Raw genomic sequence first — 22,277 nt, 5'->3', positions numbered from 1 at the left:
TCTCAACCCTGCACTTCTTCAATATCCAGCCATTTTATACTTAAGATCTTCTTGTTTTTTGAATCCTCTCTTTCAGGTATTCCAAACCACTTTACTTCATAAAATTCATGCAAAAACTTCAGAATCTTGTTCCTTACTTTGAGAATGTCATCAGTTATGCACAAAACAGCGTTAACGTTGAAATCCCAATGCGGTTCCAGTATATTTTTAGATTCAGGAAGGCTCAAAGGTATTATTGCATTTTCTTTTACAAAGGCAGGTATGCGATTAGCAGAAACATCAATATCGATTGTGGTATTCCCTTCGTACCACCTGCCTGTCCAGAAATCTACCCATCTGCCTTTTGGTAAAAAAACCTTCATGTTTTTAACCCCTGCTTCGAGCACAGGGATTACAAGAAATGCCTGCCCAAACATGAAAGCAAGAGACTCTTCAGAAATTTCTAAATCCAGGAATTTAAATTGAATCGGTGTCGTCAAAGGAACTCCTTTAAGCACTGAATTCTTAGCTTCCATATAGATGTATGGAACAAGGCACATCCTGAGAGAAACAAGTTCTCTATACTCATTGAGTATTTCTAGAGCTCCCCAATATTCGGAAACATTCCAAGGAGATCTTTCAGCACTTGGTATAGGATCTCCAGGTGCCTCTGAGTGAAATTGAAAAATTGGCGTAAACGTAGCCAACTGTACCGCTCTTCTATAAAGTTCCGGTTCTGGGAGTTCTCCACTAAATCCTGCTATATCCCATCCCCAAAAAGGATTTCCTGACAGAGACACATTAAGTCCCGCAATTAGATTAGATTTCATCGCTTCAAAATCTGAATCTTCATCCCCTACCCAGAATAGAGTGAATTTCGGGGAATCTATATACCCGGAACGACTGAAAAGAACTCCATCCTCTCCCACTATCTCCTTTGCGGATTCGAAGTATTTCTCTGGATATATATTCCTGGCTTCTGCAGCGGACTTATTTGGATATACGTAGGTATTTCTCCCCCAAAGATGTTCACCGCCGTCAGTTTTAAATCCGTCTATTCCAAGCTCATTAACTAAGTATTCTCTCTTCTTTTTCCACCAGTCTCTGGCTTCCTTATTGAAGAAATCAACAACAAAGCTATTTTCAAACCATCTTCCCTCAGGAATTCTATATGGTTGATCATTCTTTGAAACGACATACCCATTATCGACAGCAAACTTGATATCATTCCTGTATTGCGCAATAGGATTAGGAATATCTTTAAGAACCGGTATTTGCCAGAGTACTAACTTAATTCCTTGCATATGTAATTTATCAATCATTCCCTTTGGATCTGGCCATGGGAATTTAAAAACAAAATCTTCAAAACTAAAGGAATCGCTACCTTTTTTCGGATTATATTTCGCTCCATTAAAAATATAAAATGTCTGTTCATCTGACCACGCTTCAATGACAATCACGCTTGTTGGCAGGTTGAACTTTTTCAACTTCTCGAGAGTTTGTTCTACCTTATTTTGAGAGTTCCACTCGTTTGCAGAAGCCCATGGACCAAACGCCCAAATTGGTGGCAGCTGAGGGGATGTTATTTTATAGATGTCGGAAATAATCTCAAGAGGCTTTGTATCAATCCATAACTTAGCGCTGAAATTGTCAGGACTTATTGGTGTCCCAAGAGTTTCTGTAACGACGTTTATTGCACCTTTATTCAAGAGAACCTTCGTTCTGAAACCGGTATTTAAGAACAAACCAAATCCCATGTTTGAGAAAACAAATGGAATAGGCGCGTATCCTCTTTTTTGCTGCACTTTATATTGGTCAAATACATGAATATAATACGGAGATCCAGCACTAAGACCCAATGAGTCATAATGTTCCCCAAGCCCATACAAGTTCTCGCCCTCTTTTCTTTCAAAAATAAGTTCAATGTCATAGATGTTTTCACCATCGGTTAGAAACCTTGACATTATGAGCCTGGGTATCTCGGTTTGATCATTCTCGCGGCTGATAAACAGGTTCCTTCCATCAAATCCAAGGCATGTATCTTCTACCCATTTTTTTACAGTGAACGAATACCATTCGGAGAAGATCATTGAATCGTTTCCCTGACCAAAAGCGATTCTGTACTTAATTTTCTCGAATGCTGCACATGATGGCATTAATCGTGCTTTCCACAAAGCCCATTTACCCTCATTGTACTGATATTGTGCCCTGATTCTATGAGTCATGCCATTTCGTACAACTTCAAGCCAAGCTCGCTGACCAGCTTCCATAGGCATGGTCTTGAAGTTTATAATTACATCTTCTCCATCAGTAGGGTCGTTGGGAATCCTTTGGGCAGTGTATGCTGCATTTATATATGGATCATCTATTCCAAATGGTAAGTGCTGGATCTTCCGCATGAAAACTTCAACTCCCTTTATTCGGATATCTTGTTCTTTAACAACACTACTAAGTCATTTAAAGCTTCTTCAGGACTCTTCATCCCGAATTTTGCTGCATCGATTTCTTTATTCACAACATCTGCGAGGGCACTCCAACCTTTAACGACAGGTGGTACGATAGCCCATTCAAGAGAATCAAAAATGGCTTTTTTGTTTCTCGGTGCGACATCACTCTTAAGGAACTCACTTATGAGATCAGGATCCTTGACTGCCGGCAATTCCCAGCCTTTTTCAATTCTTGTTTTTACGCTGTATTCATCAGTGGTAAGGAATTTCAACCATTTCCACACTGCTTCTTTGTGTGGAGTACTCGCAGAAGCAACAACTGCATTCGCGAAATAATGAGTCGCCTTTGTGGACATTCCGGGTTCAACTTCTATATCCCATTCAAATCGTGTCTCTTCTCTAAATTTGTTGAACATCCATATTCCCGTATGGACCATTGCGAGCTTTCCCATGACAAAAAGATCCTCTGAGCTCAGGCCGGCAGCTTCTTCTTCCGACGGCATGATTCCGTATTTTGGTTTGTCTATAAGCCATTTCAGTGCGTTTACTCCAGCGATGTTATTTACTGTGACCTCATTTTCGCTGTTGAATATTGCTCCTCCATTCTGAGCGATAACTTTGTAATATTCCCAGAATTGTATTGGCTGATAGACTCCCCATATTCCCTTTTCTTTGTCCGTTAATTTCACAGCAGCATTGAATTCATCAATCCAACTCCAATCAGGTGAAGGATACTCAACACCCTTTTTGTCGAAGAGTTCCTTGTTGTAGAAAAGAACCACTGTGGAAAAACTTTCAGGGAATCCGTACTGTCTACCTCGATAAGAAAAAGCGTTATAAGCCTTTTCGGAAAACACTTCGACTGCTTTGAACTGGTTGCTTTCGTTTAGTCCGTCCAGGGGCAATAAAAGTCCATCTGCTGCATATTCTACAAAATTCTCATAGTTGATCTCGAACGCATCAGGGGGGGTTCCTCCTGCAAACATCGTGGACAACTTCAAAAAATAGTCGCTCCATGGTACAAATATCAGATTCACCCGTATCCCTTGATTCTGAGCCTCGAAAGCCTTGGCGATTTCTCTCAAAGTTTCTTCATGATTTGGGACAGCTGAGAATGTCATGTAACTAATCTTTATTGCCCCAAGAGCTACAACCAATAATGACATTACAAGCGCCAAAAGAAGAACTTTTCTCATACCTCACACCTCCTGTTTGATTAACCCTTTAATCCTGTTGCTGAAATGCCCTCAATAAACCACTTCTGAGCAACGATATAAACAATCAAAATAGGAATAATGCTTACAACAGTACCGGCACTGACTAAATTCCATTGTGTTGTCCATCTTCCTTGCAAGCTCGCTAACCCAAGTGGGATTGTCATCATTTCTTGAGTAGTAGTCACAATCAGTGGCCAGAGATAATCATTCCAGGAATCCATAAATGCAAAAATAGTCAATGTCGCTAATGCCCCTTTATTAAGTGGAAGAATAATTTTCAAAAAAATCGTGATGCGATTTGCGCCATCCATCGCTGCTGATTCATCATAATCTTTTGGAGTGGATAAAATAGATTGTCGAAGCAGAAAAACTCCAAAAGCACTAAAAACCTTGGGAAGAATTAAACCTTGATATGTATTGATCCAACCAAAACTTCTAACTATAAGGTATAAGGGAATAGCTTTAACCTGAAAAGGAAACATCAACGTGGCTATATAGAACATAAACAGTAATTCTTTATATTTAAAGTCAAATCTCGCAAAAGCATAGGCTGCCATGGCCGCAACAACAACCTGAAGAAATACAGTTGAAAGGGTAACGAGAAAACTGTTAAACAGAAATCTCCCAAAGGGATATTTGTTAAAAATCGTTGTGTAGTTTGAAAAAGATACCTCATCTGGTAGAAATTCGGGAGGATATTTAAGCGTAGCATATCTGGTCTTTAGTGATGTAGATATTGTCCATACTAAAGGGAGTAATGTGGTTATCGCAAAAGCAAATAGCAAAACATACAGAACAATCTTTTTTGCTTTCATGAATAAAACACCCATTTCTTTTGATATCTGTTTTGTAGAAAAGATATGCCAAAGATTAACGCAAAAAGAAACCAGGACATCGCCGCAGCATATCCCATTTTTGAGTAACTGAAAGCATTTCTATAGATTCGCTCAACAATAACGGAAGTAGCCCCCGCAGGTCCTCCATTTGTCATTATCCATACCTGATCAAAAATCTGGAACGAATTGATAAGCGTGATCATCAAAGCAAAAAATAATGTTGGGGTAAGCAATGGTAAAGTGATTCTCCAGAACTGTTTCCAGGGTGTAGCTCCATCTATTACTGAGGCTTCGTATAAATGCTTTGGTATGTTGCTAAGACCCCCAAGAAGGATTACCATGATAAATCCAACATCTTTCCACACACTGGCAAAAACAATGGCGGTCATAGCCCATCCAGGATCAAAGAGCCATGCAGGGCCCTTAATACCAAACCATGAGAGAATTTGATTTATAAAACCGTACTTCGGATTTAGTAAGCCTTTCCAAATGAGTGATACTGCGACCCAGGAAGAAATAACCGGAATGAAGAAAGATACTTTAAAGAAATTTTGAAACTTAATCTTTTTATTAACCAACAAAGCTAAAATCATTCCGCCGATGATAACTAATGGAACATACATCAAAATATACTGGAATGTATGCCACACAGATAACCAAAACTCTTTGTCATGAAACAGATTTGTATAGTTACCCAGCCCTATCCACACGGCAGGAGTTCTTATGTTCCATCGCATAAAGCTCAGCATTAATGAATAGGTTATAGGAAGAATCTGGAAAAGAAATAGGAATATCAAGCTTGGAGTTAAAAAGAAGATAAGGTATTTTAAATCTCCTTTTCTTTTCACTGAGTTCACCGACTTTCATTGTGAGAAGTAGTGAGAAAAAGATTATCCATAAGTACAAAAATTACCCCAAGGTTCCATGCTACTTCTCCCAGGTCGTCAACATTAAACATAACCTTTTCCCCCAATTTCCCAAATGCATTTTTTTGGGCATATTGGATAGCTTTGTTGAGAAATTTTTCCTGAAATTCGAGGGCTTCGCCACCAATAAGCAGATAATCTGGAGCCAACATATTTATAATGTTCTTCAGGGCTATACCAACAAGCACAGCATATTCTTCAAAAACATGGTTAAACGCCTTTCTATCCCTTTTCAACGCCTCCCTTAAATACTCTATCTCGGAGCTTTCTGACTGTTTAACTGACTTGTATAGCTCTTTAAGTTTTTTGCTTTCGGTAATGGAGCTTATTTTTTTTGCCAATGCCCCGAACGAAGCCTCAGCTTCAAGGCAGCCATTGCTTCCGCACGTACATTTTGCACCGTCTTTGACGACAGTCATATGGCCAATCTCCCCGACACCGCCCTTTGCATTGTGAATTTTCCCGTCTATAATCAGGGCACCACCGATTCCAACACCAAGCGTAATCACAACGGTGTTAGAGTGGTCTTTCGCTTTTCCCAACCACAAATGACTCATCGCGAATGAATCCACATCGTTCATCACAAGAACTTCACATTTAAATACTTCCTTCAATAAAGAAGCAATCGGTACATCTCTCCAGCCTAACAAAAATGAATCCCGTACTATTCCTTCTTTTGAATCAACAACACCGGACACAGCGATACCTATGCCAAGTAATATTGACTGTTTTTCTTGTCTGCACTTTTCCCAGCAATTTTTAATTACGTTAACTATTGTCCCAGGATCTGAACTCTCTGTGTCACATCTGGCGCTTTCAACAATCGTGCAAGTAAAGTCGGTTATGACCAATTCAACATATCCGACCCCGATTTTCACACCAAGAAACTGGCCAAATTTGGGATTAAGAGAAAGCAATATAGGTTTTCTCCCACCGGAAGATTCTGCAGAACCTGCTTCAAGTACCATACCTCTGTTTATTAGTTCTGCTGTTATCTTGGTTACTGCTGCGGGACTGAGCCCGGTAAATTTTGCTATGGAGGCTCTATCAATCTTTTTGTTTTCATAAATAGTCTTCAGTATCAATTTTTCGTTAATTTCCTTAATTAAATGCTTCGAACCTCTTCTCTTCACGCCATCACTTTCTTTCTTCACTGAATAAACTATCTACATTATAAAACTCAAATTGCATATACCAAAACTCACTGGATTGGAAATATTGTCAGTTAAGACTAGATATGAACGGTTATGATTAGTCTTCTTGCTTTTTCGTTGTTCTTCTTTTATCTAGAAAATTCAGGTTTTTCATTGAAAGGGAAATTTCTTTTATGGAGTTAAGCATCCAGTTGCTGCAGTGTGCTTTTGGAGATTAAATAAAGATAACAGTCCGGCTCACGCCTCGTCTCGATAGATAATCGTTTGTTTCAACCCCAAGAGCGTGATAGTAGTTTTCCTCCCCCCTTGCTGACCAAGCTACAAGGTTCTGGCTTTTGCCTTGGTGGGGTTGTCTCCCACTGAATGCGCTTGCCTCTTCTGGACACACATGTCTGTCTTTATTTTACACAAAAAGAAACTAATTTGAAAATTTTGCTGCGCAATTGTGAATATGTTAGTATTAGATTGAACAATAGACTGTTGAATGAACCAGTGAGATTTCTTTGGGATTGGGGGGCAACAGTTGGCAACGCTGATAACCAACAAAGAAAAATTGCTTTCCGAGGTTATGGATTCAGTTCTTCCCTACTGTGACAATGTTTATTTCTTGGTAGGGTATTTCTTCTTTTCAGGCTTTGAGGAGATCTTTGAAGGTATAAAAGAAAAGAACATCAAGATACTGGTCGGAATGGACATTGAAAGAGATTTCATGAACAGAATTAAAGAGTATGAACTCCTAACCGATATTGAAGGTTCCAGAGAAACAAAACGCGAGAATTATTACAAAACCCTCGTTGAATTCTTCAATGAAACAGATTACTTCGATACCGCCCGTAAACAAGAAGCCTTCAGGATTTACCTTGAAAAGATAAGAAACGGAACCCTTCAAATAAGAAAAACTGAAAAGCCAAATCACGCAAAAGTTTATCTTTTCGAACATAGAGATGACCAGGCTGGCACCTTTCCCGGGACCCTCATAACCGGCTCCAGTAACCTCACATTCTCTGGCCTTAAAGGACGCCATGAATTCGATGTTATTCTGAGAGACGATGCCAACTACGAAAAGGCAAAAGCCATATTTGATGAACTCTGGGATAAATCAATTGACATAGCTTCTATTGAAAGCAAGGATCTTTTTGAGAAAAAGGTCGTTCAAAAAATCTGGCTTGACAAGCTTCCTTCGCCCTATCTTATTTACCTGAGGGTATTGGATGAGTATTTCTCGGTTCAAAGACAGGATGGCTATTTCTTTCCAGCGGAAATAACAAACAACAGGTACTACAACCTAAAATACCAGATCGATGCAATCTCACAGGCTCTATCAATAATCGAAAGACACAACGGTGTAATCATATCGGATGTTGTCGGTCTTGGAAAAAGTATTGTTGCTTCCTCGGTTGCGCATGCTTTGAGATTGAAAACGGTGATTATAGCGCCACCACATCTTATAGATCAATGGGAAGATTATAGATTAGAATTCGATTTCAATGCCAGAGTATACAGCTCCGGTAAGATCGCTGACGCCCTGGAAAATCATTCTGGTTCTGAAGAAAAATTAATTATAATCGATGAAGCCCACAGATACCGCAACGAACTAACTCAAGATTATGCGAATTTACACAAACTATGTCAGGGAAACAAAGTCATACTCCTAACGGCAACACCCTACAACAACAAGCCCCAAGATGTATTTGCTCTCATAAAACTCTTCCAGATTCCTACAAGATCAACGCTCCAGACTGTTGATAACCTTTCTTTGAGATTTGAAGAGCTGATCAAAGAATATAAAGAGATCGAAAAAGGTCGAAAGAAAGGCGAAAAAGATCAGGAAACCTTAGATCGGGAAATCAAAGCCGTTGCAACCAAAATCAGAAATTTGATATCCCCCTTCATGATTAGAAGATCGCGAATTGATCTCCAGAGCATAGAAGCATACAGGAAAGATCTCGAAGCACAGGGAATAGTCTTTCCGGAAGTCAAAGATCCCGAGCTCCTTGAATACGAACTCGATGACCTTACTGAACTCTACAAATGGACTCTCGAAAAAATTGCACCTGAAGACGAGAAAAAGGGATTCATAGGTGCCAGATATAAACCCGTTGCCTATCTCAAAAACATTGACAAATACAAAAAATTCATCACGGAACAATTCGGAGAGGAAAGACTCTTCAGACAATCGCAGTTAAACATGGCCAGTTTCATGCGCAGGCATCTCGTTAGACGTTTCGAAAGTTCCATTAAAGCTTTTCAAATATCCCTGGACACAATGATTAAATCATCTGAAATAATACTCGGGTGGTTCGATAATGCCGGATTGGTCCCAATTTTCAAAAAAGGAAACATTCCGGATGTGGATCAGATACTGGAAAATGGTTCCTTGCTATCTGATGAAGTCAGGGAATACAATGAAGCCCGACTCGATGAACTCAGACAAAAAGGCTACGTCTTTATCCCTGCAAAAGAAATCAGTGTAAACTTCAGAAAAGATCTCATAAAAGACATAGAACTGCTGCAAGAGATAAAGAATAAATGGTTTGAAAATGGATTCCCCGAGGATCCAAAATTAAAGCATTTCGAGAAGATCGTAAAAGAACTATTGCAAAAAGATCCGAAAAGAAAAATCGTTGTCTTCTCTGAGTTTGCAGACACCGCAAACTATCTCTACGAAGAGCTTAAAGATCGCCTTAGAGTGTTCAAGTATTCCGCTGCTGACGCAACAAAAGAAAATAAGAGAATCATACGCGAAGAATTCGACGCTTCCTCAAAAAAGAAAACAAACAACTACGATATCCTTATAGCCACCGATGCTCTTTCCGAAGGGTTTAACCTCAACAGGGCTGGAACAATATTCAACTACGACATACCATACAACCCAACAAGGGTCATTCAAAGAGTTGGCCGAATCAATCGTATAAATAAGAAGGTATTCGACGAACTTTATATCTATAACTTCTTCCCCACAGAAACCGGAGAAGCTGAAACAGGAATAAAGCGGATTTCCACCCTGAAATTCGCTATGATAAATGCTGTTCTCGGTGAAGATACGAAGATTCTCACCTCAGATGAAAAACTCAAGTCCTATTTTGTCGAAAAATACAAAGAGGCTTTCAAAGAAAGCGAAGAAAAATCCTGGGACACCGAATACCGTGACCTTCTTGAAAGAATTAAAGCTACCAGACCTGAGCTGCTTGAAAAAGCCAGAGAAATACCCAAACGCGCCAGAATACGCCGAACAGTTTCAAAAGACAAAAAGGGCGTAATAGTTTTTGGAAAGAAAGGCAATAACCATATCTTCAAATTTGCAGATTCACCTGAAAACTCTGTTGTACTAAGTGGCGAAGAGGCACTGGAATTGTTTAAAGCTCAGCCGTTTGAAGAACCCGAGCCTGTTTCAGAGATTTTCGAGAGTATCTATCAGAGCATAAAGGAAAGCTTGTTCTTGAGAAAAAACAGAGTTCCTATGAACAAAGGCGAGCAGAAAGCTGTTAAAGTAATCGATTATCTTAAAGAAAACTGTCCAGCGCATAAAGATTACCTCGAAGACCTTAGGAAAGTAATAGCTGACTACCGTGCATTACCCGAAGCCTACGAAAAACTAATCAGAAATCTGGATACTGATGACAACAAAATTAGAAAATCCATAGAATTCCTCAAAAAAGAAATTCCTCATGAATACCTGGAAAGTATTATCTCCAGAGCGAACTCAATAAGTGAGCAATCCGAAACAATTATAATTTCCGAAGAACTCATATAGTAGGGGGAAGCATATGCCGAAATATGTAAAATTCAGCGAGCCATATGACAGAAGCAAATTTCTTGAATTTCTGAGCAGAGAGTTTCTTACGGATAGCTTTGTATCAAATATTGAAGAGATCGCATTAAAGAACAACGGCAGAATTAAGAACGCTTTTGAACTCGGTGAAGACCCTGCGTTGGGAATAACCGTTTTCGAATTTGAACATGATAGCGAAAAAGATCCAAGGGTTTCTTTGAGTAGGGAAGCCTTCAGGATAATGGCTGACTATGGGATACGAGACGCTTTGGCGATATTTAAATCATCGAACAGCGAGAATTATCGTTTCTCTTACATGTCCATTGAACTAACCAAAGAAAATGGAAAGATCAAAAACAAATACTCAAATCCGAGACGATACTCCTTCTATCTGGGTCCAGACGCAAAGATCCACACTCCAGAAAAATTCCTATCAAAAAGAGTAATAGACCTTGAAGACCTCAGAAAGAGATTCTCAGTAGAGGTTGTGAACAAGGAATTCTACGAAAAGATTGCCCTGCTGTTCACCAAACTGGTTGGCGGAAAAAGGAAAATCGGCAACAAAGATAGACTGTTCGAACCAATCCTCACACTGCCTTCGACCGATCCCCATAATGATCACAAAATTCTCCAGGAATTTGCCGTAAGGCTAATTGGTCGCATTATCTTCGTTTGGTTTTTAAAAAAGAAAAAATCACAAAGTGGCATTCCACTGGTTCCGGAAGAAATGCTTTCTTCAGTAGCTATTGAAAAAGCTATTGAGAAAAATGAACACTATTATCATGACACCATAGAACCACTGTTTTTTGAAGTGCTGAACACGGAATTAGATAAAAGAAAACCTAAATTCAGAACAAAAATTTTCGATATGATACCCTTCCTCAATGGTGGCCTTTTTTCACCTCATACTTTTGATTATTATGTTCCACCGGACGATCCCAGACATGCTCAATACTACAACACTCTCAAAGTACCTAATGAATGGTTGAAAGAATTCTTTGAACTTCTTGAAACGTTCAACTTTACGATAGATGAAAACACCCCAGTTGACGTTGAGCTCTCCGTTGATCCCGAAATGCTGGGTAGAATCTTTGAGAACCTTCTTGCCGAAATCAACCCAGAAACCGGAGAAAGTGCTCGAAAAGCTACAGGAAGTTACTATACCCCAAGGCAAATAGTTGAATACATGGTCGATGAAAGTCTAAAACATTATTTGGTTTCCAGCACCGGGATCACAGAAAAGCAAGCCGAAAAATTGCTGTCGTACGCTGATGAAGAACTAAACCTAAACGAAGATGAAAAAGAAAAGATCCTTGATGCACTAAGCGAGCTGAAAATAATCGACCCGGCCTGCGGTTCAGGCGCATTCCCGATGGGCTTACTTCAGAAAATTGCGTACACACTGGATAAGTTAGATCCAAATGCCACAGAATGGAAAGAACGCCAGCTAAGGGCTGTGAATCCCGTTTTCAGAAATTTTATAGAAGAAAAATTCAGGAATGAAAGCGCAAGTTACATTAGAAAACTGGGAATAATAGAGCATTCAATCTACGGTGTGGATATTCAGGAGATCGCTGTCGAGCTATCAAAGCTCAGAGTCTTTCTTTCCCTTATTGTTGATGCCAACGTCAACGACAACATTCATGAAAACCGGGGGGTAAAACCCTTACCCAACCTCGAGTTCAAATTCGTCTGCGCGAATACTCTCGGAAAATTACACGAAAGCAAAGATAATAAACAACAGAGACTTGGTGATACATCCAGCGACAAAGACATACTCAAACTAAAGGCTATCATGGAACGTTTCTTTAACTCTTACGGTGATGAAAAAGAGAGACTGAAGGACGAATTTAGGAAGTTACAGAAAAAAATTGCCCAAGCAATAGATAAAGAAATCTTTGAAAAGGGAAACACCAAGATGATAAAAAGCCTTGGTCATGAACTCTCTCAATGGGATCCATTCGCTGATAAACCTTCCGATTGGTTTGACCCGGAATGGATGTTTGGTATAAAGAATGGCTTTGATATAGTAATCGCCAATCCGCCCTACATAAGGCAGGAAGCGCTTGATTCCGATCTGAAAGAATATCTCAGGAAAAACTACAAGACTATGACTGGAACCTCAGATATCTACGTTGCCTTCTATGAAAGAGGTATTGAACTCACCAGAGAAGGTGGAATTCTTGTTTACATATCTTCAAACAAGTTTCTTAGAGCAAAATATGGAAAAGCCCTTACCAAATTCCTTCAGAAAAACTACACTATCTCGAAAATCATCGATTTCGGAGATCTCCCGGTATTTGACGCCACAACCTACCCATGCATATTGACTGTGAAAAAGGTCAAGCCCGGCGAAGAGAATCACCTGCGCTATTTGAAAGTCGAAGATCTTAATTACAAAAGCCTTAGAGAAGAAATCGAAAGAAAGAGCATCAACGTTGTGATTCGAAAAGATTCCGACCGTTGGGTTCTGGAAGATAAGGCTTCTCTGAAACTTCTTGAAAAAATCCAGGCTGCTGGAATCCCTCTGGGAGAATATGTGAATGGAAAAATTTTCAGAGGTATTGTTACTGGTTACAACAAAGCCTTCATAATCGATGAAGCAAAACGTCAGGAGCTGATCCAGAAAGATCCCAAATCAGCAGAGATTATAAAGCCTTACCTCACAGGGAAAGAAATCAAGAGGTACTCAATTGAATGGAAAGGAAAGTACATAATTCTTGCAAAAGACGGCATTGATATTCCTCATGATTATCCTGCAATTTATGAACATTTAAGCCAATATAAAGAAGCCCTTGAAAAGCGCTGGGACAAAGGAAAATATTGGTACAATCTTCGCCCATGCGCGTACTACAGCGAATTCGAAAAACCGAAGATTGTATGGGGAAATCTAGCTAAAACAGCTTCATTCGCATACGACAATTTCGGAAAATATGTTAATGCACCTGCATGCATAATGCCAACCTCCGAAATCTGGCTTTTAACCTTGCTTAACTCAAAGGTTATTGACTTTTTTCTGCGCAAACTTGCTATCGAAAGGCGAGGAGGATTTGTGGAACAAAAGCCAATTTATGTGTCCAAAATTCCGGTACCCGTCATCTCGGATTCAAAGAAAAAAGAACTAAGAAAAATTGCTGAAGAAAGACTTTCTGATAAAAAAAAGATTCTGACTGATGTAGAGAAATACACTATATACAAACTATTCGGCTTATCAACAAAAGAGATAAATGCGATAGAAAACATGTGTGAGGGAGAGATTTGAATGGACATTCATACGTATGAATTTGGTTATCTAATGCATTCAACTCCAGGCACATTTGTTAATGAATTCGAGAAGATTATTAGTGGCACTGTTGTTAGATCGAATGAATACTATCCATCCAGAGAAGCTATCAGTACATACTTAAAAACAAAAAAACTTGCTGATGCTATTAGTAAGATGCAACAGATAATCTCAGTAGGTAATTATTCAGACAAGCAAATAGCTAGAAATCAAAGGGTTTTTGACACCTTCAGTGGCTTGGTGGTTAATAAGAATTCTAAACTTTACGGGGATAGGATTCATAAGACAAATAAATATTTCGATTATGAATTTGATAATAATATACGAGTTCGTTTTTCTCCTTCAGCTTTAGATGAAAGTGCTAAGATTTATTATCATTTTATTTACGGCCTAAGAAAACGGAATTTTAAAACATATAGGAATCAATACATTGTCGAATCCTTTATTTTGAAATCATTGGAACCCGATCATATGCTTGTTTTTGTTTTCTTGAATACTGACAAATCTCACGAAAGATACTACAAACAAGATCACATTACTGCTGCAGCTATTAACAATATAAAACAAACTGCAAAAATAATATCAAAATTGAGAACTGACTTTGAGAAAATCAAAAGTAGTTACGGCGAAAGAGCAAAACTAATACCTGATTAAAAGTACCTGATTAAAAGTTTAAGTAGGTTTCAAGAAGGAACAAAAGCAAGATGGTTGGCTATATTTCTTTTGGGAATGGCTCTATGGAAAAATCATCAAATTAAGTCAGTTAATGACTAGTGGTATGTAAAAAAGATAACACATCAACTCAAGGAGGACATTATGGGACTAATAAAGGACATAAAAGATGAACTTGAAGAATTGATATTAGAAGGGAAAACGCTACTCGATGATTACATCAAAAACCATAAAAAAGGAGATGCACACAAAATGAATTTGCATAGTCGCTATCATATCTGGTACTCGAAAGCAGCACTTGTGGTTGAACAAACTTTGCCATTTAGACACAATGAATTTGTCAGCTATTTTGAACCAAGTAGCAAAAGAAAAGAACTTAATGTTCTTTCATACACGATTAGCGATTTTATTTTAGGTATAACAAAAAAATACCCTTCGGGAAAAGAAGCTTTCGACTCGTTTGCCGTATTTATAACTAAATTTAATAACCAAATTGGGATCTTAGAATCTATAATGCCCGTCCTCGATTTAAAACTAAAAGATATTTCTGGTGTTCTGCAGGCTGATTTGTTTGATAACGAACTTGAAGCTGCTAAGGAACTACTTGAAAAAGGACACGTAAGAGCACCTGGTGTTCTTGCTGGTGTTACTCTTGAACGTCATTTGGCACATGTTTCAGACAAACATAATTTGAAGCTTAGCAAGAAAAAGCCTTCTATTTCTGACTATAATGATGCTTTGAAGAACAGCGGAATTTATGATGTACCAGATTGGAGACTTATCCAAAGACTTGGAGATATCAGGAATCTATGCGTTCACTCAAAAGGCCGAGAGCCAACAAAAGATGAAGTAAGAGAGCTTATCGATGGAGTTAGTAAAGTAATAAAAACAATTTTTTGAAACATATAAGGGGTGGTAAAACATGACTTTTAGTATCCAACTCTCAGTTCCACAAGATGAGAATGGTTATATAGATAGACAATGTCCAGAATGTGGAATGTACTTCAAGATAAAACCTGGTACGGGCTTGAAAGAAAATAGAAATTGCAAATGTCCTTACTGTGAATATGAATCAGAAATAGGATCTTTTATAACAAAAGAACAATTAGATTATTTCGAGTCTATTGTCCGTAAAGAGGCTTTTGAAAAAATTATAAAACCTGGCCTGAAAAAGATAGAAGAATATCTCAAATCTTTGGAAAAAAAAAACAAAGAATAGTTTGATTAGATTGAAAGTATCCTCAAATATTGATGAGCTTAACTATGAAATATCCCACTACAGTGGAAAGGAAGTTGAGACGTACTTAGTATGTGATAATTGTGGATTAGAATTTGCCATCTACGGAGTTTTTGCTACTTGTCCCGATTGTGGCAGGATAAACTCCCTGAGCGTATTTCAAAAATCGTTAGAGGTGTCTTCGAAACGTCTTAAACTCGTTGAACTAATTGAAGATGAGGACTTGAAAGAAGCAATACTAAAGGACACTTTATGCAGTATTATTTCAGCTTTTGATGGATTTGGAAAATCACTTAAGAAGAAGTATCCAGGTGTTTTCCCAGAAAAACCAAAAAACCTTTTCCAAAATTTAGAAGTCCTTTTTGGCCACATTGAAAATAAGCTTTGTTTCCCAGTTGCTGAGATTATATCCTATTCAGATAGAACTGAACTAATCAAAATGTTTCAAGTGAGACACATCATTCAGCATAACTTAGGGGTAATTGATGAAGAATTCATAAAAAGGGTACCTGAAAAGTCCCACATGCTGAACAAAAAATACCCTCTTAGAAAACTTGAAATAGAAAATTTAATAAACATGCTTTCCGAATTTTCTACTCGATTATTATACATAGCCGAAAAACACAAAAATGATTCTTAAAAAGCAAGAAACTGTTCGTGCAAGTAGATTCTAGCCCCGTTGAAAAAGGATGACGACAATGTGGGATTTCCTTTAGGTATTCTTTCTAATTTCGAAAGACTTCCGTTATATAAACTTTTGGTTGAAGAATGTCTTGGTAATCTTTAAAAAAATGGGGGTGAACTCTTTGGAAATATTTTTGGAACTTGTTAAGGTGCTTGTACCTCCAATATTAGGCGGTGCCGTTGTATGGTTTATAAAAGCAAGAATCGAAGAGATCAAAAACATTCAAGAAAAGCTAAGGGAAGAACGAAGAAAGCTATATATGGAAATACTTTCTCCATATATAAAAACTTTTTCGAATCCTAATAACGTAAATCAAGCAATAAAGGAAATAAAATCTGTAAACTACAGAAAGATTTCTTTTGAATTTAACTTTGTTGGTTCTGACGATGTAATACGCTCTTTGAATTCATTAATGCAGTATATTTACAACATTGAATCAAGTAAAGAAGAAAAAGACGATGTTAAATTGCTCAATTTATGGGGAAAACTCTTATTGGAAATTAGGAAAGATTTGGTCAACAAAAGAACTAAGCTAAATGAATTTGATATGCTTAAGAGTATGATAAAAGATATTGATGAACTAAACGTAGCACAGACGCGAACCAGATCGAAATAGATGTTTGTTGTGATTATTCTTCGTTGCAGACATTTCACAACCAGAGATATTTTTTTACTTAATCAGATGAACGAAATGTTATTCATTCGACCAAAAGTCCTCGTAATTAAAGAACCGCGACGAAACAGCTGAACTAAAATAGTCTTTTAGGTTCTTTGTTATAGATGATACAAAGCGACATTTTATGTAAGAAGCAAACATCAGATAATGGGGAACCCTGATTTACGAACCAAAAATCAAAAGAGGAATTAGTAAATTGCTTCTCTACCATAAAGCTTGTTGTCGTGCAATAGGATACGTAGATCTGAGATGGGATAGTGACTGTGGGTACATTGATGAATTACAGAAAAAAATGGAGGTAGATCCCTGCATTCAGAAAAGGCAAGTATATTATTCAGTATCTGTTTGATTTTTGTCCAGTTTTTCGGAGAGTATTACACTCCCTTGTGTAAAAAACTTTTTAACGTGAGAATCTCAGCGTTTTTGAGGAGGTGTATCTGTGAAAGAACAGACTCTTGTTGTGAAACCCCCTCCCTCTCTGGGATGGATCATTGTTTTGGGATTAGCAATAATTTGCTTAACGCCACTTTGGATACTTCTATTTTTTCAACCTTCAATGCGCTTGTTTCTGGCACTTCTTCCAGCGATATTGAGTGGCTGTGGATTTGGTATCTTCTTTTTGTTATATGTGATCGTCTACTTTAAAATGAAATATATTTGTACGGATACTCATCTTCTTTTGAGATGCGGGTGGTACAAAAAGGATATTCCATACAGTGAAATTGAAAAAATTGCAATTGAAAATATGAGAGTTTATCCCCTGGCTTCCACTGAGGGTTTCATAAAGTTTCCTGGTTACGCTTTAGGCCGTGTGCAATATCTGGATAAAGGAAAAGTTTACATGTGTGCAAGAAGAGTGAATAGGAGGATCTTGTTGCTGTATTTGAAAAATGGAGAAAAGGTTGGGATTACGCCCAAAGATATGGAAGGATTTAAAGAGTTCTTAATGCAAAAAGCGGGATTGACCGAAAAGGAGTGAGAAAATGCACTCCATTTATATCGCGGCTATCATAACAACCCTTTCTTCCATAGTAGTTTGGGGTGGACTGTATTATTACTTTCTTGAACTCAACCTCAAACTAGATAGGTATTTATTTCTTTTACCCTTAGGAGCTATGTCATGTCCGATAGTGAATCTTTTCGTTAAAATGCCTTTGTTGAAAGTTTTGAAAGACCTCTTCAATATTCAGGGTGCTATTGACCTTGGTACTCCGTTGAGTTTTCTTTTGATCTTTCTTTTCATACCGCCTGTCACGGAAGAAATCGTGAAGATAGTGCCGGCGCTATTCATGAAAATCCGGGAGATGGACAACAAAACATTATTCAGGGTAGCATACATGCTTGGCTTTGGATTCGGACTTGGCGAGATATGGTATATTGCCTATAATGTTGCAAAGGATCCTGGAATGCAGAGTACTCCTTTTTATTATTTTGGCGGGTTCATGGGAGAACGATTCATAGTGAGTTTTATACATGCTGGATTAACAGTGGTAGCGCTTACAGGCTTTGGGAAAAGTATAAAGAGACCAGGAGTTATGGGATTGATGATTGCTATTTTACTTCATGCAGCAGGAAATGTGAGCGCTATTATATATCGTTTAAGAGTATTGCCGGAAATAGTTGGTCAACAGATAAATTCGCTTTCGATCGGAATACTCCTTTGTATTCTTGTCGTCGTCGTTACTGGCAAGATGCGATCGATCATTAAATACCAAAATTGAAGTGACGCACACCTCAAATAAAAACAGGGGGGATTTCAATGAGATTTTCAGAAAGAATGGGATATAAAAAACCAAAAACAGAAATTCAATACGAATCAATGGATGACGATCTTAGAAACAGAATATGGAGTTTACTTTACTCATTTTATTGGGGAATTATGGAAGAGCCAGAGAAAAGAAGTTATTTAATAAAAGAAAAATTGCGAGGATATGAAAATGAATATGCTTTATTTATCCTCTTCAGGAAAATGTGGTTCTATTTCCTAAAAAAACCGATAGATGAAATGCCGACCTATTGGCCAAAACTATACAGCGAAATTAGGAAAATATATTTCAGTTTTCCCTGGTACGAAGTATATGATTTCATAGAATTTATAGTAGATAATTTTGGCGACAAAGGTCCCAAAGGAAAACAAAACGAAGGATTTATCGACTTATGCAATGAGGTATTGAAAGAAGAATTATCCGCATATCGCTTTGTAGATGGAGTTATTACCCCGATAACTAACGAAATAGAAATTTCTGAGATTGAACACGCTTTAGAATCAACCAGCCACTTGGAAGGCGTAAATACTCATTTAAAAAGTGCCCTTAAATTGTTTTCAGACAAAAAGAATCCCGATTACAGAAATTCTATAAAGGAGTCTATAAGTGCTATTGAAGCTCTTTGTCGTTTGATATCTAAAGATGACAAAGCTACTTTAGGAAAGGCATTAAAAATCATAGAAGAAAGTGGCAAATGCAAGATTCATGGCTCATTAAAAGCTGGATTCGAAAAGATATACGGTTATACAAGCGATGAACATGGGATAAGGCATTCTTTGCTTGATAAAGATTCAGAGCTCGATCAAGAAGATGCAAGATTTATGCTCGTTTCCTGTTCAGCATTTGTTAATTACCTGATAGTCAAAGCAAATAAGGGTGGAATCACTATTAATTAACTAGGTAATATGTGTGCCAGCTCTTGTGAAAAATTTTAACTTGACAAATATAGCCGCGTGGCTATATACTAGGTGAGAAAGGGTGAGGGGGCTGAAGATTTATTACTACCCAGAACCACTTTTAGATAGAAGGAGAAAACCAGTTAAATTCTTTTTGAATGATCTTAAAAAGAAGCGACCAGCTCTTCATAAAAAGGTGGATCTTCAGATCAAAAAGCTAATGCGTGCAAATATCTTTATCTTTAATGAAATGATTAAGAATAAGAATATTTACCCCCTTGGAGATGGGCTGTATGAGCTGAGAGTTCCCAAAAGAGCTAAGGGTGGTGTTGTAAGGCTATATTTTATGTTTAGCCCATGGGAAGAAGAGGCGCTTATTTTACTTGATGCAGAGTTGAAGAAGCAGGATTCCGCTTCGACTAAAACGGCATTGACCCGTCAGAAAGATGTTCTGAAATCATTAAGGAGGCAACAGAAATGAAAAAACTCAATGAACTTAAGAAAATGAAACAAAAGCTCGAAAAGCTTTCTGAAAAACCTGAACTTGAAGAATATGTTCCTTCCGCTGAAGAAGACGCTCTTGAGGAGTTTATTCTCGAAGTAATAGAGCGCAGAGCGGAGCTTAAAATCAGTCAGAAAAAACTCGCCAAGATACTGGGGACCACCCAGTCAGTAATTTCGCGCTTTGAGAATATGGGAAGGAAACCCGGATATGAGTTCATTAAAAGGATTTCTGAAGCACTTGGCGGTAAATTAATGATAACGCTAAACGGAGATTATGCTGTTGTTGTACCGACTGAACTTAGGGAAAGAGTTGACGAGCTTGCTAATAAAGAAGGTCTGACACCGAAGGAATTCTTGAATTTGTTGATATCTGAAAGCCTGAACAATTGGGAACATAGGCATAAAAAAATCAGTCAAGAAGAAATTATAATTTAGTACTCACAAAAGTTGGAATTAGACCGATAACTCTCCCGCTTTTAAAATAAGTCTTTTTTAGTTCCTACCATATTTTTCACCCTCTTATATATTTCGCCCCATGTGAACCATAGAAAATTGACCCGCCCCTACTATTATCATCAAACGTCTTAGGACAAAAAAGGGCAAAAATGGTAAAGTTGACAAGAGGTGATTGGATGAATGGTTTGGCTTTAGCTGCTGGAGGGGTAAAGGGGTTTGCACACGTAGCTGTATTAAGACTGCTTCAGGAGAACGACTTCAAGATCGATGTTGTTACCGGGTCATCCGCCGGGGCAATTGTCGCGGCATTATATGCGCTCTATGAGGACTGGGAAAAGGTGCTAAAGGAATTTTCCAGCGCCGTAGATGAGCAATTGCCCGCGATGAAGAAATACTTAAAGAAGATAGAAGGTCCAAACATATGGAGCATAATACATAGGTCCCTTGTTACCCTTGAAGATTACTACCCTTTCTTCAGAGCTTTATTCGGTAAGAAGACCTTTTCAGACTGTAAAATCCCGCTCGGGGTGGTGGCTTTTGATGCCGTATCGCTCGAATCTATGCTGGTAACGGAGGGATATCTTGTTGAAGCGGTTATGGCAAGTTCTTCCGTTCCGGGTGTTTTTTCTCCGGTATGGCTGGGAGGAACCCAGACTGTTGATGGTGGTGTGTTGAGGCCGGTGCCGGTAGATGAGGCCCGATCGCTCGGTGCAGACTATGTTGTAGCCAGCAATTTTGAGAAAGAGGAGCCGAAGGAACCTCAGGACCAGATGGAACTGCTTCTGTTTCTGGATAGCTGGAAAGAGAAATACATAAAATCAAAGGAGCTTGAAAATGCCGATCTTGTGTTCAGCCACAGGGTGAATTACCCGTGGCACGCCTTTGAAAATTACAGAGAAATCTACAAAGAAGCGTGGCAGGCACTTTGCAAAAGGAGGAAGGCAAATGAGATTAGCTTTCGGCGGTGATTCGATTCTTTACCTTTCTTTACCTGGAGCAATAAAAGCATTGAATGAAAGCACGATTGATATAGATGAAATTCACTGCGTAGGATTTTCCTGTATCCCTTTGTTTTTCTCGGAATATTACAAATCAGCAGATAGAGCGTTCAGTGTCATGAGACATATCTGGAAGGATATTGATAAAACATTCCACCATCCGGACGGGAATAAACTTGTTAAAACGGTTGAGCTTGTAAAAACGCTTTACAGGCTCGGTAAATCGATGCATGGTGTAATACCCATAAAGACTCTGGAAGATTTTGTCGATAAATACTTTCCAGACATAACCACCGACAAGGTCCCGCGTCTGAAGATCCACGCTTTTAATATTAAAACCTATGACGATGAAATGATCAGCGGTAGTCTGAGAGAAGCGATGAAGATGACGCTTGCCTTCCCGATCCAGTTTGGAGCTTACAAAGACCATGTTTCCGGTGCGAATGTTTATGGAGTTCCCGAAGGAGACATTCTCTTTTTGCTCAATATGCCCCAGAACGCTGTTCCAAGAAACGCCCTTGACTATATGATGCTCTCAACGATCGCGAGGACAGGTGAAATCGTCCGCTACCGCAAAGAAAAAGCCAGGTACGTTATTGAATTCACCTCAACAAATTCAAATCCTGACAGCTTCGTACCGAAGCTTTACAAAGATACCAGGAAAAAGCTCGAAGCGCTCAACACTGTTCAGAAGAAATGAAAACGTGCTATCTCTACGCTGAATATACACGTTTACTCTCTTGGTACATTGTATACTGTGTTTATACTCGTAT

At 38.5% G+C, this 22,277-nt stretch carries 19 protein-coding genes; 14 read left to right on the top strand and 5 right to left on the bottom strand.

Going from position 1 to position 22,277, the window contains the following annotated elements:
* Nucleotides 1-2: 2 nt before the first annotated feature.
* The 5 genes from KOLE_RS09985 to KOLE_RS09965 are packed head-to-tail and all read right to left on the bottom strand — an operon-like array spanning nt 3 to nt 6,559.
* The gene (locus KOLE_RS09985; protein WP_015869301.1) at nt 3-2,378 is read right to left on the bottom strand and encodes a glycoside hydrolase family 31 protein; all 2,376 of its coding nucleotides are present in this window, start codon (nt 2,376-2,378) and stop codon (nt 3-5) included.
* Nucleotides 2,379-2,395: 17 nt separating this feature from the next.
* Nucleotides 2,396-3,622 carry an ABC transporter substrate-binding protein gene (locus KOLE_RS09980; RefSeq protein ID WP_015869300.1) on the bottom strand — a complete coding sequence of 409 codons (1,227 nt, stop codon included), beginning with the start codon at nt 3,620-3,622 and terminating at the stop codon, nt 2,396-2,398.
* A gap of 20 nt (nt 3,623-3,642) precedes the next feature.
* The gene (locus KOLE_RS09975) at nt 3,643-4,458 is read right to left on the bottom strand and encodes a carbohydrate ABC transporter permease (RefSeq protein WP_015869299.1); all 816 of its coding nucleotides are present in this window, start codon (nt 4,456-4,458) and stop codon (nt 3,643-3,645) included.
* Entirely contained in the window at nt 4,455-5,336 is an 882-nt protein-coding gene (locus KOLE_RS09970) for a carbohydrate ABC transporter permease (protein WP_015869298.1), read from the bottom strand. Before KOLE_RS09970 ends, KOLE_RS09975 begins: the two co-directional genes overlap by 4 nt.
* Nucleotides 5,333-6,559, bottom strand: a complete 1,227-nt coding sequence (locus KOLE_RS09965) for an ROK family transcriptional regulator (protein WP_015869297.1) — start codon at nt 6,557-6,559, stop codon at nt 5,333-5,335. Before KOLE_RS09965 ends, KOLE_RS09970 begins: the two co-directional genes overlap by 4 nt.
* 523 nt (nt 6,560-7,082) lie before the next feature.
* On the opposite strand from KOLE_RS09965, the gene KOLE_RS09960 reads away from it, so the two are divergent.
* The 14 genes from KOLE_RS09960 (at nt 7,083) to KOLE_RS09895 (ending at nt 22,204) form a co-directional block, all read left to right on the top strand.
* Nucleotides 7,083-10,313, top strand: coding sequence for a helicase-related protein (locus KOLE_RS09960; RefSeq protein ID WP_015869296.1), 3,231 nt, complete (start codon nt 7,083-7,085; stop codon nt 10,311-10,313).
* Nucleotides 10,314-10,326: 13 nt separating this feature from the next.
* Nucleotides 10,327-13,593, top strand: a complete 3,267-nt coding sequence (locus KOLE_RS09955) for an Eco57I restriction-modification methylase domain-containing protein (RefSeq protein ID WP_015869295.1) — start codon at nt 10,327-10,329, stop codon at nt 13,591-13,593.
* Nucleotides 13,594-14,268 carry a hypothetical protein gene (locus KOLE_RS09950; RefSeq protein ID WP_015869294.1) on the top strand — a complete coding sequence of 225 codons (675 nt, stop codon included), beginning with the start codon at nt 13,594-13,596 and terminating at the stop codon, nt 14,266-14,268.
* Nucleotides 14,269-14,430: 162 nt separating this feature from the next.
* Complete coding sequence (locus tag KOLE_RS09945) at nt 14,431-15,186, top strand: hypothetical protein (protein ID WP_015869293.1); 756 nt, start codon at nt 14,431-14,433, stop codon at nt 15,184-15,186.
* A 22-nt stretch (nt 15,187-15,208) separates the two neighbouring features.
* The gene (locus KOLE_RS09940) at nt 15,209-15,505 is read left to right on the top strand and encodes a hypothetical protein (protein WP_015869292.1); all 297 of its coding nucleotides are present in this window, start codon (nt 15,209-15,211) and stop codon (nt 15,503-15,505) included.
* A gap of 1 nt (nt 15,506) precedes the next feature.
* Nucleotides 15,507-16,163, top strand: coding sequence for a hypothetical protein (locus KOLE_RS09935; protein WP_015869291.1), 657 nt, complete (start codon nt 15,507-15,509; stop codon nt 16,161-16,163).
* 166 nt (nt 16,164-16,329) lie between these two features.
* On the top strand, nt 16,330-16,824 hold the full coding sequence (locus KOLE_RS09930) for a hypothetical protein (RefSeq protein WP_015869290.1): 495 nt from the start codon (nt 16,330-16,332) through the stop codon (nt 16,822-16,824).
* A 499-nt stretch (nt 16,825-17,323) separates the two neighbouring features.
* Nucleotides 17,324-17,863 carry a PH domain-containing protein gene (locus KOLE_RS09925; protein WP_015869289.1) on the top strand — a complete coding sequence of 180 codons (540 nt, stop codon included), beginning with the start codon at nt 17,324-17,326 and terminating at the stop codon, nt 17,861-17,863.
* Nucleotides 17,864-17,867: 4 nt separating this feature from the next.
* The gene (locus KOLE_RS09920) at nt 17,868-18,605 is read left to right on the top strand and encodes a PrsW family glutamic-type intramembrane protease (protein ID WP_015869288.1); all 738 of its coding nucleotides are present in this window, start codon (nt 17,868-17,870) and stop codon (nt 18,603-18,605) included.
* A gap of 38 nt (nt 18,606-18,643) precedes the next feature.
* On the top strand, nt 18,644-19,546 hold the full coding sequence (locus tag KOLE_RS09915) for an AbiJ-NTD4 domain-containing protein (RefSeq protein WP_015869287.1): 903 nt from the start codon (nt 18,644-18,646) through the stop codon (nt 19,544-19,546).
* Nucleotides 19,547-19,628: 82 nt separating this feature from the next.
* Complete coding sequence (locus KOLE_RS09910) at nt 19,629-20,027, top strand: hypothetical protein (protein ID WP_015869286.1); 399 nt, start codon at nt 19,629-19,631, stop codon at nt 20,025-20,027.
* On the top strand, nt 20,024-20,485 hold the full coding sequence (locus KOLE_RS09905; RefSeq protein ID WP_015869285.1) for a helix-turn-helix domain-containing protein: 462 nt from the start codon (nt 20,024-20,026) through the stop codon (nt 20,483-20,485). The genes KOLE_RS09910 and KOLE_RS09905 overlap by 4 nt, the downstream gene beginning before the upstream one ends.
* A 197-nt stretch (nt 20,486-20,682) precedes the next feature.
* Nucleotides 20,683-21,474, top strand: coding sequence for a patatin-like phospholipase family protein (locus KOLE_RS09900; RefSeq protein ID WP_015869284.1), 792 nt, complete (start codon nt 20,683-20,685; stop codon nt 21,472-21,474).
* Entirely contained in the window at nt 21,452-22,204 is a 753-nt protein-coding gene (locus KOLE_RS09895; protein ID WP_015869283.1) for a hypothetical protein, read from the top strand. The genes KOLE_RS09900 and KOLE_RS09895 overlap by 23 nt, the downstream gene beginning before the upstream one ends.
* The last annotated feature ends 73 nt before the right edge of the window (nt 22,205-22,277 follow it).

This window comes from Kosmotoga olearia TBF 19.5.1, from assembly GCF_000023325.1.
In the GTDB taxonomy this organism is placed as follows: domain Bacteria; phylum Thermotogota; class Thermotogae; order Petrotogales; family Kosmotogaceae; genus Kosmotoga; species Kosmotoga olearia.
The sequence above is the reverse complement of the archived record's forward strand: the minus strand, read 5'-3'. Positions and strand labels throughout refer to the sequence as shown.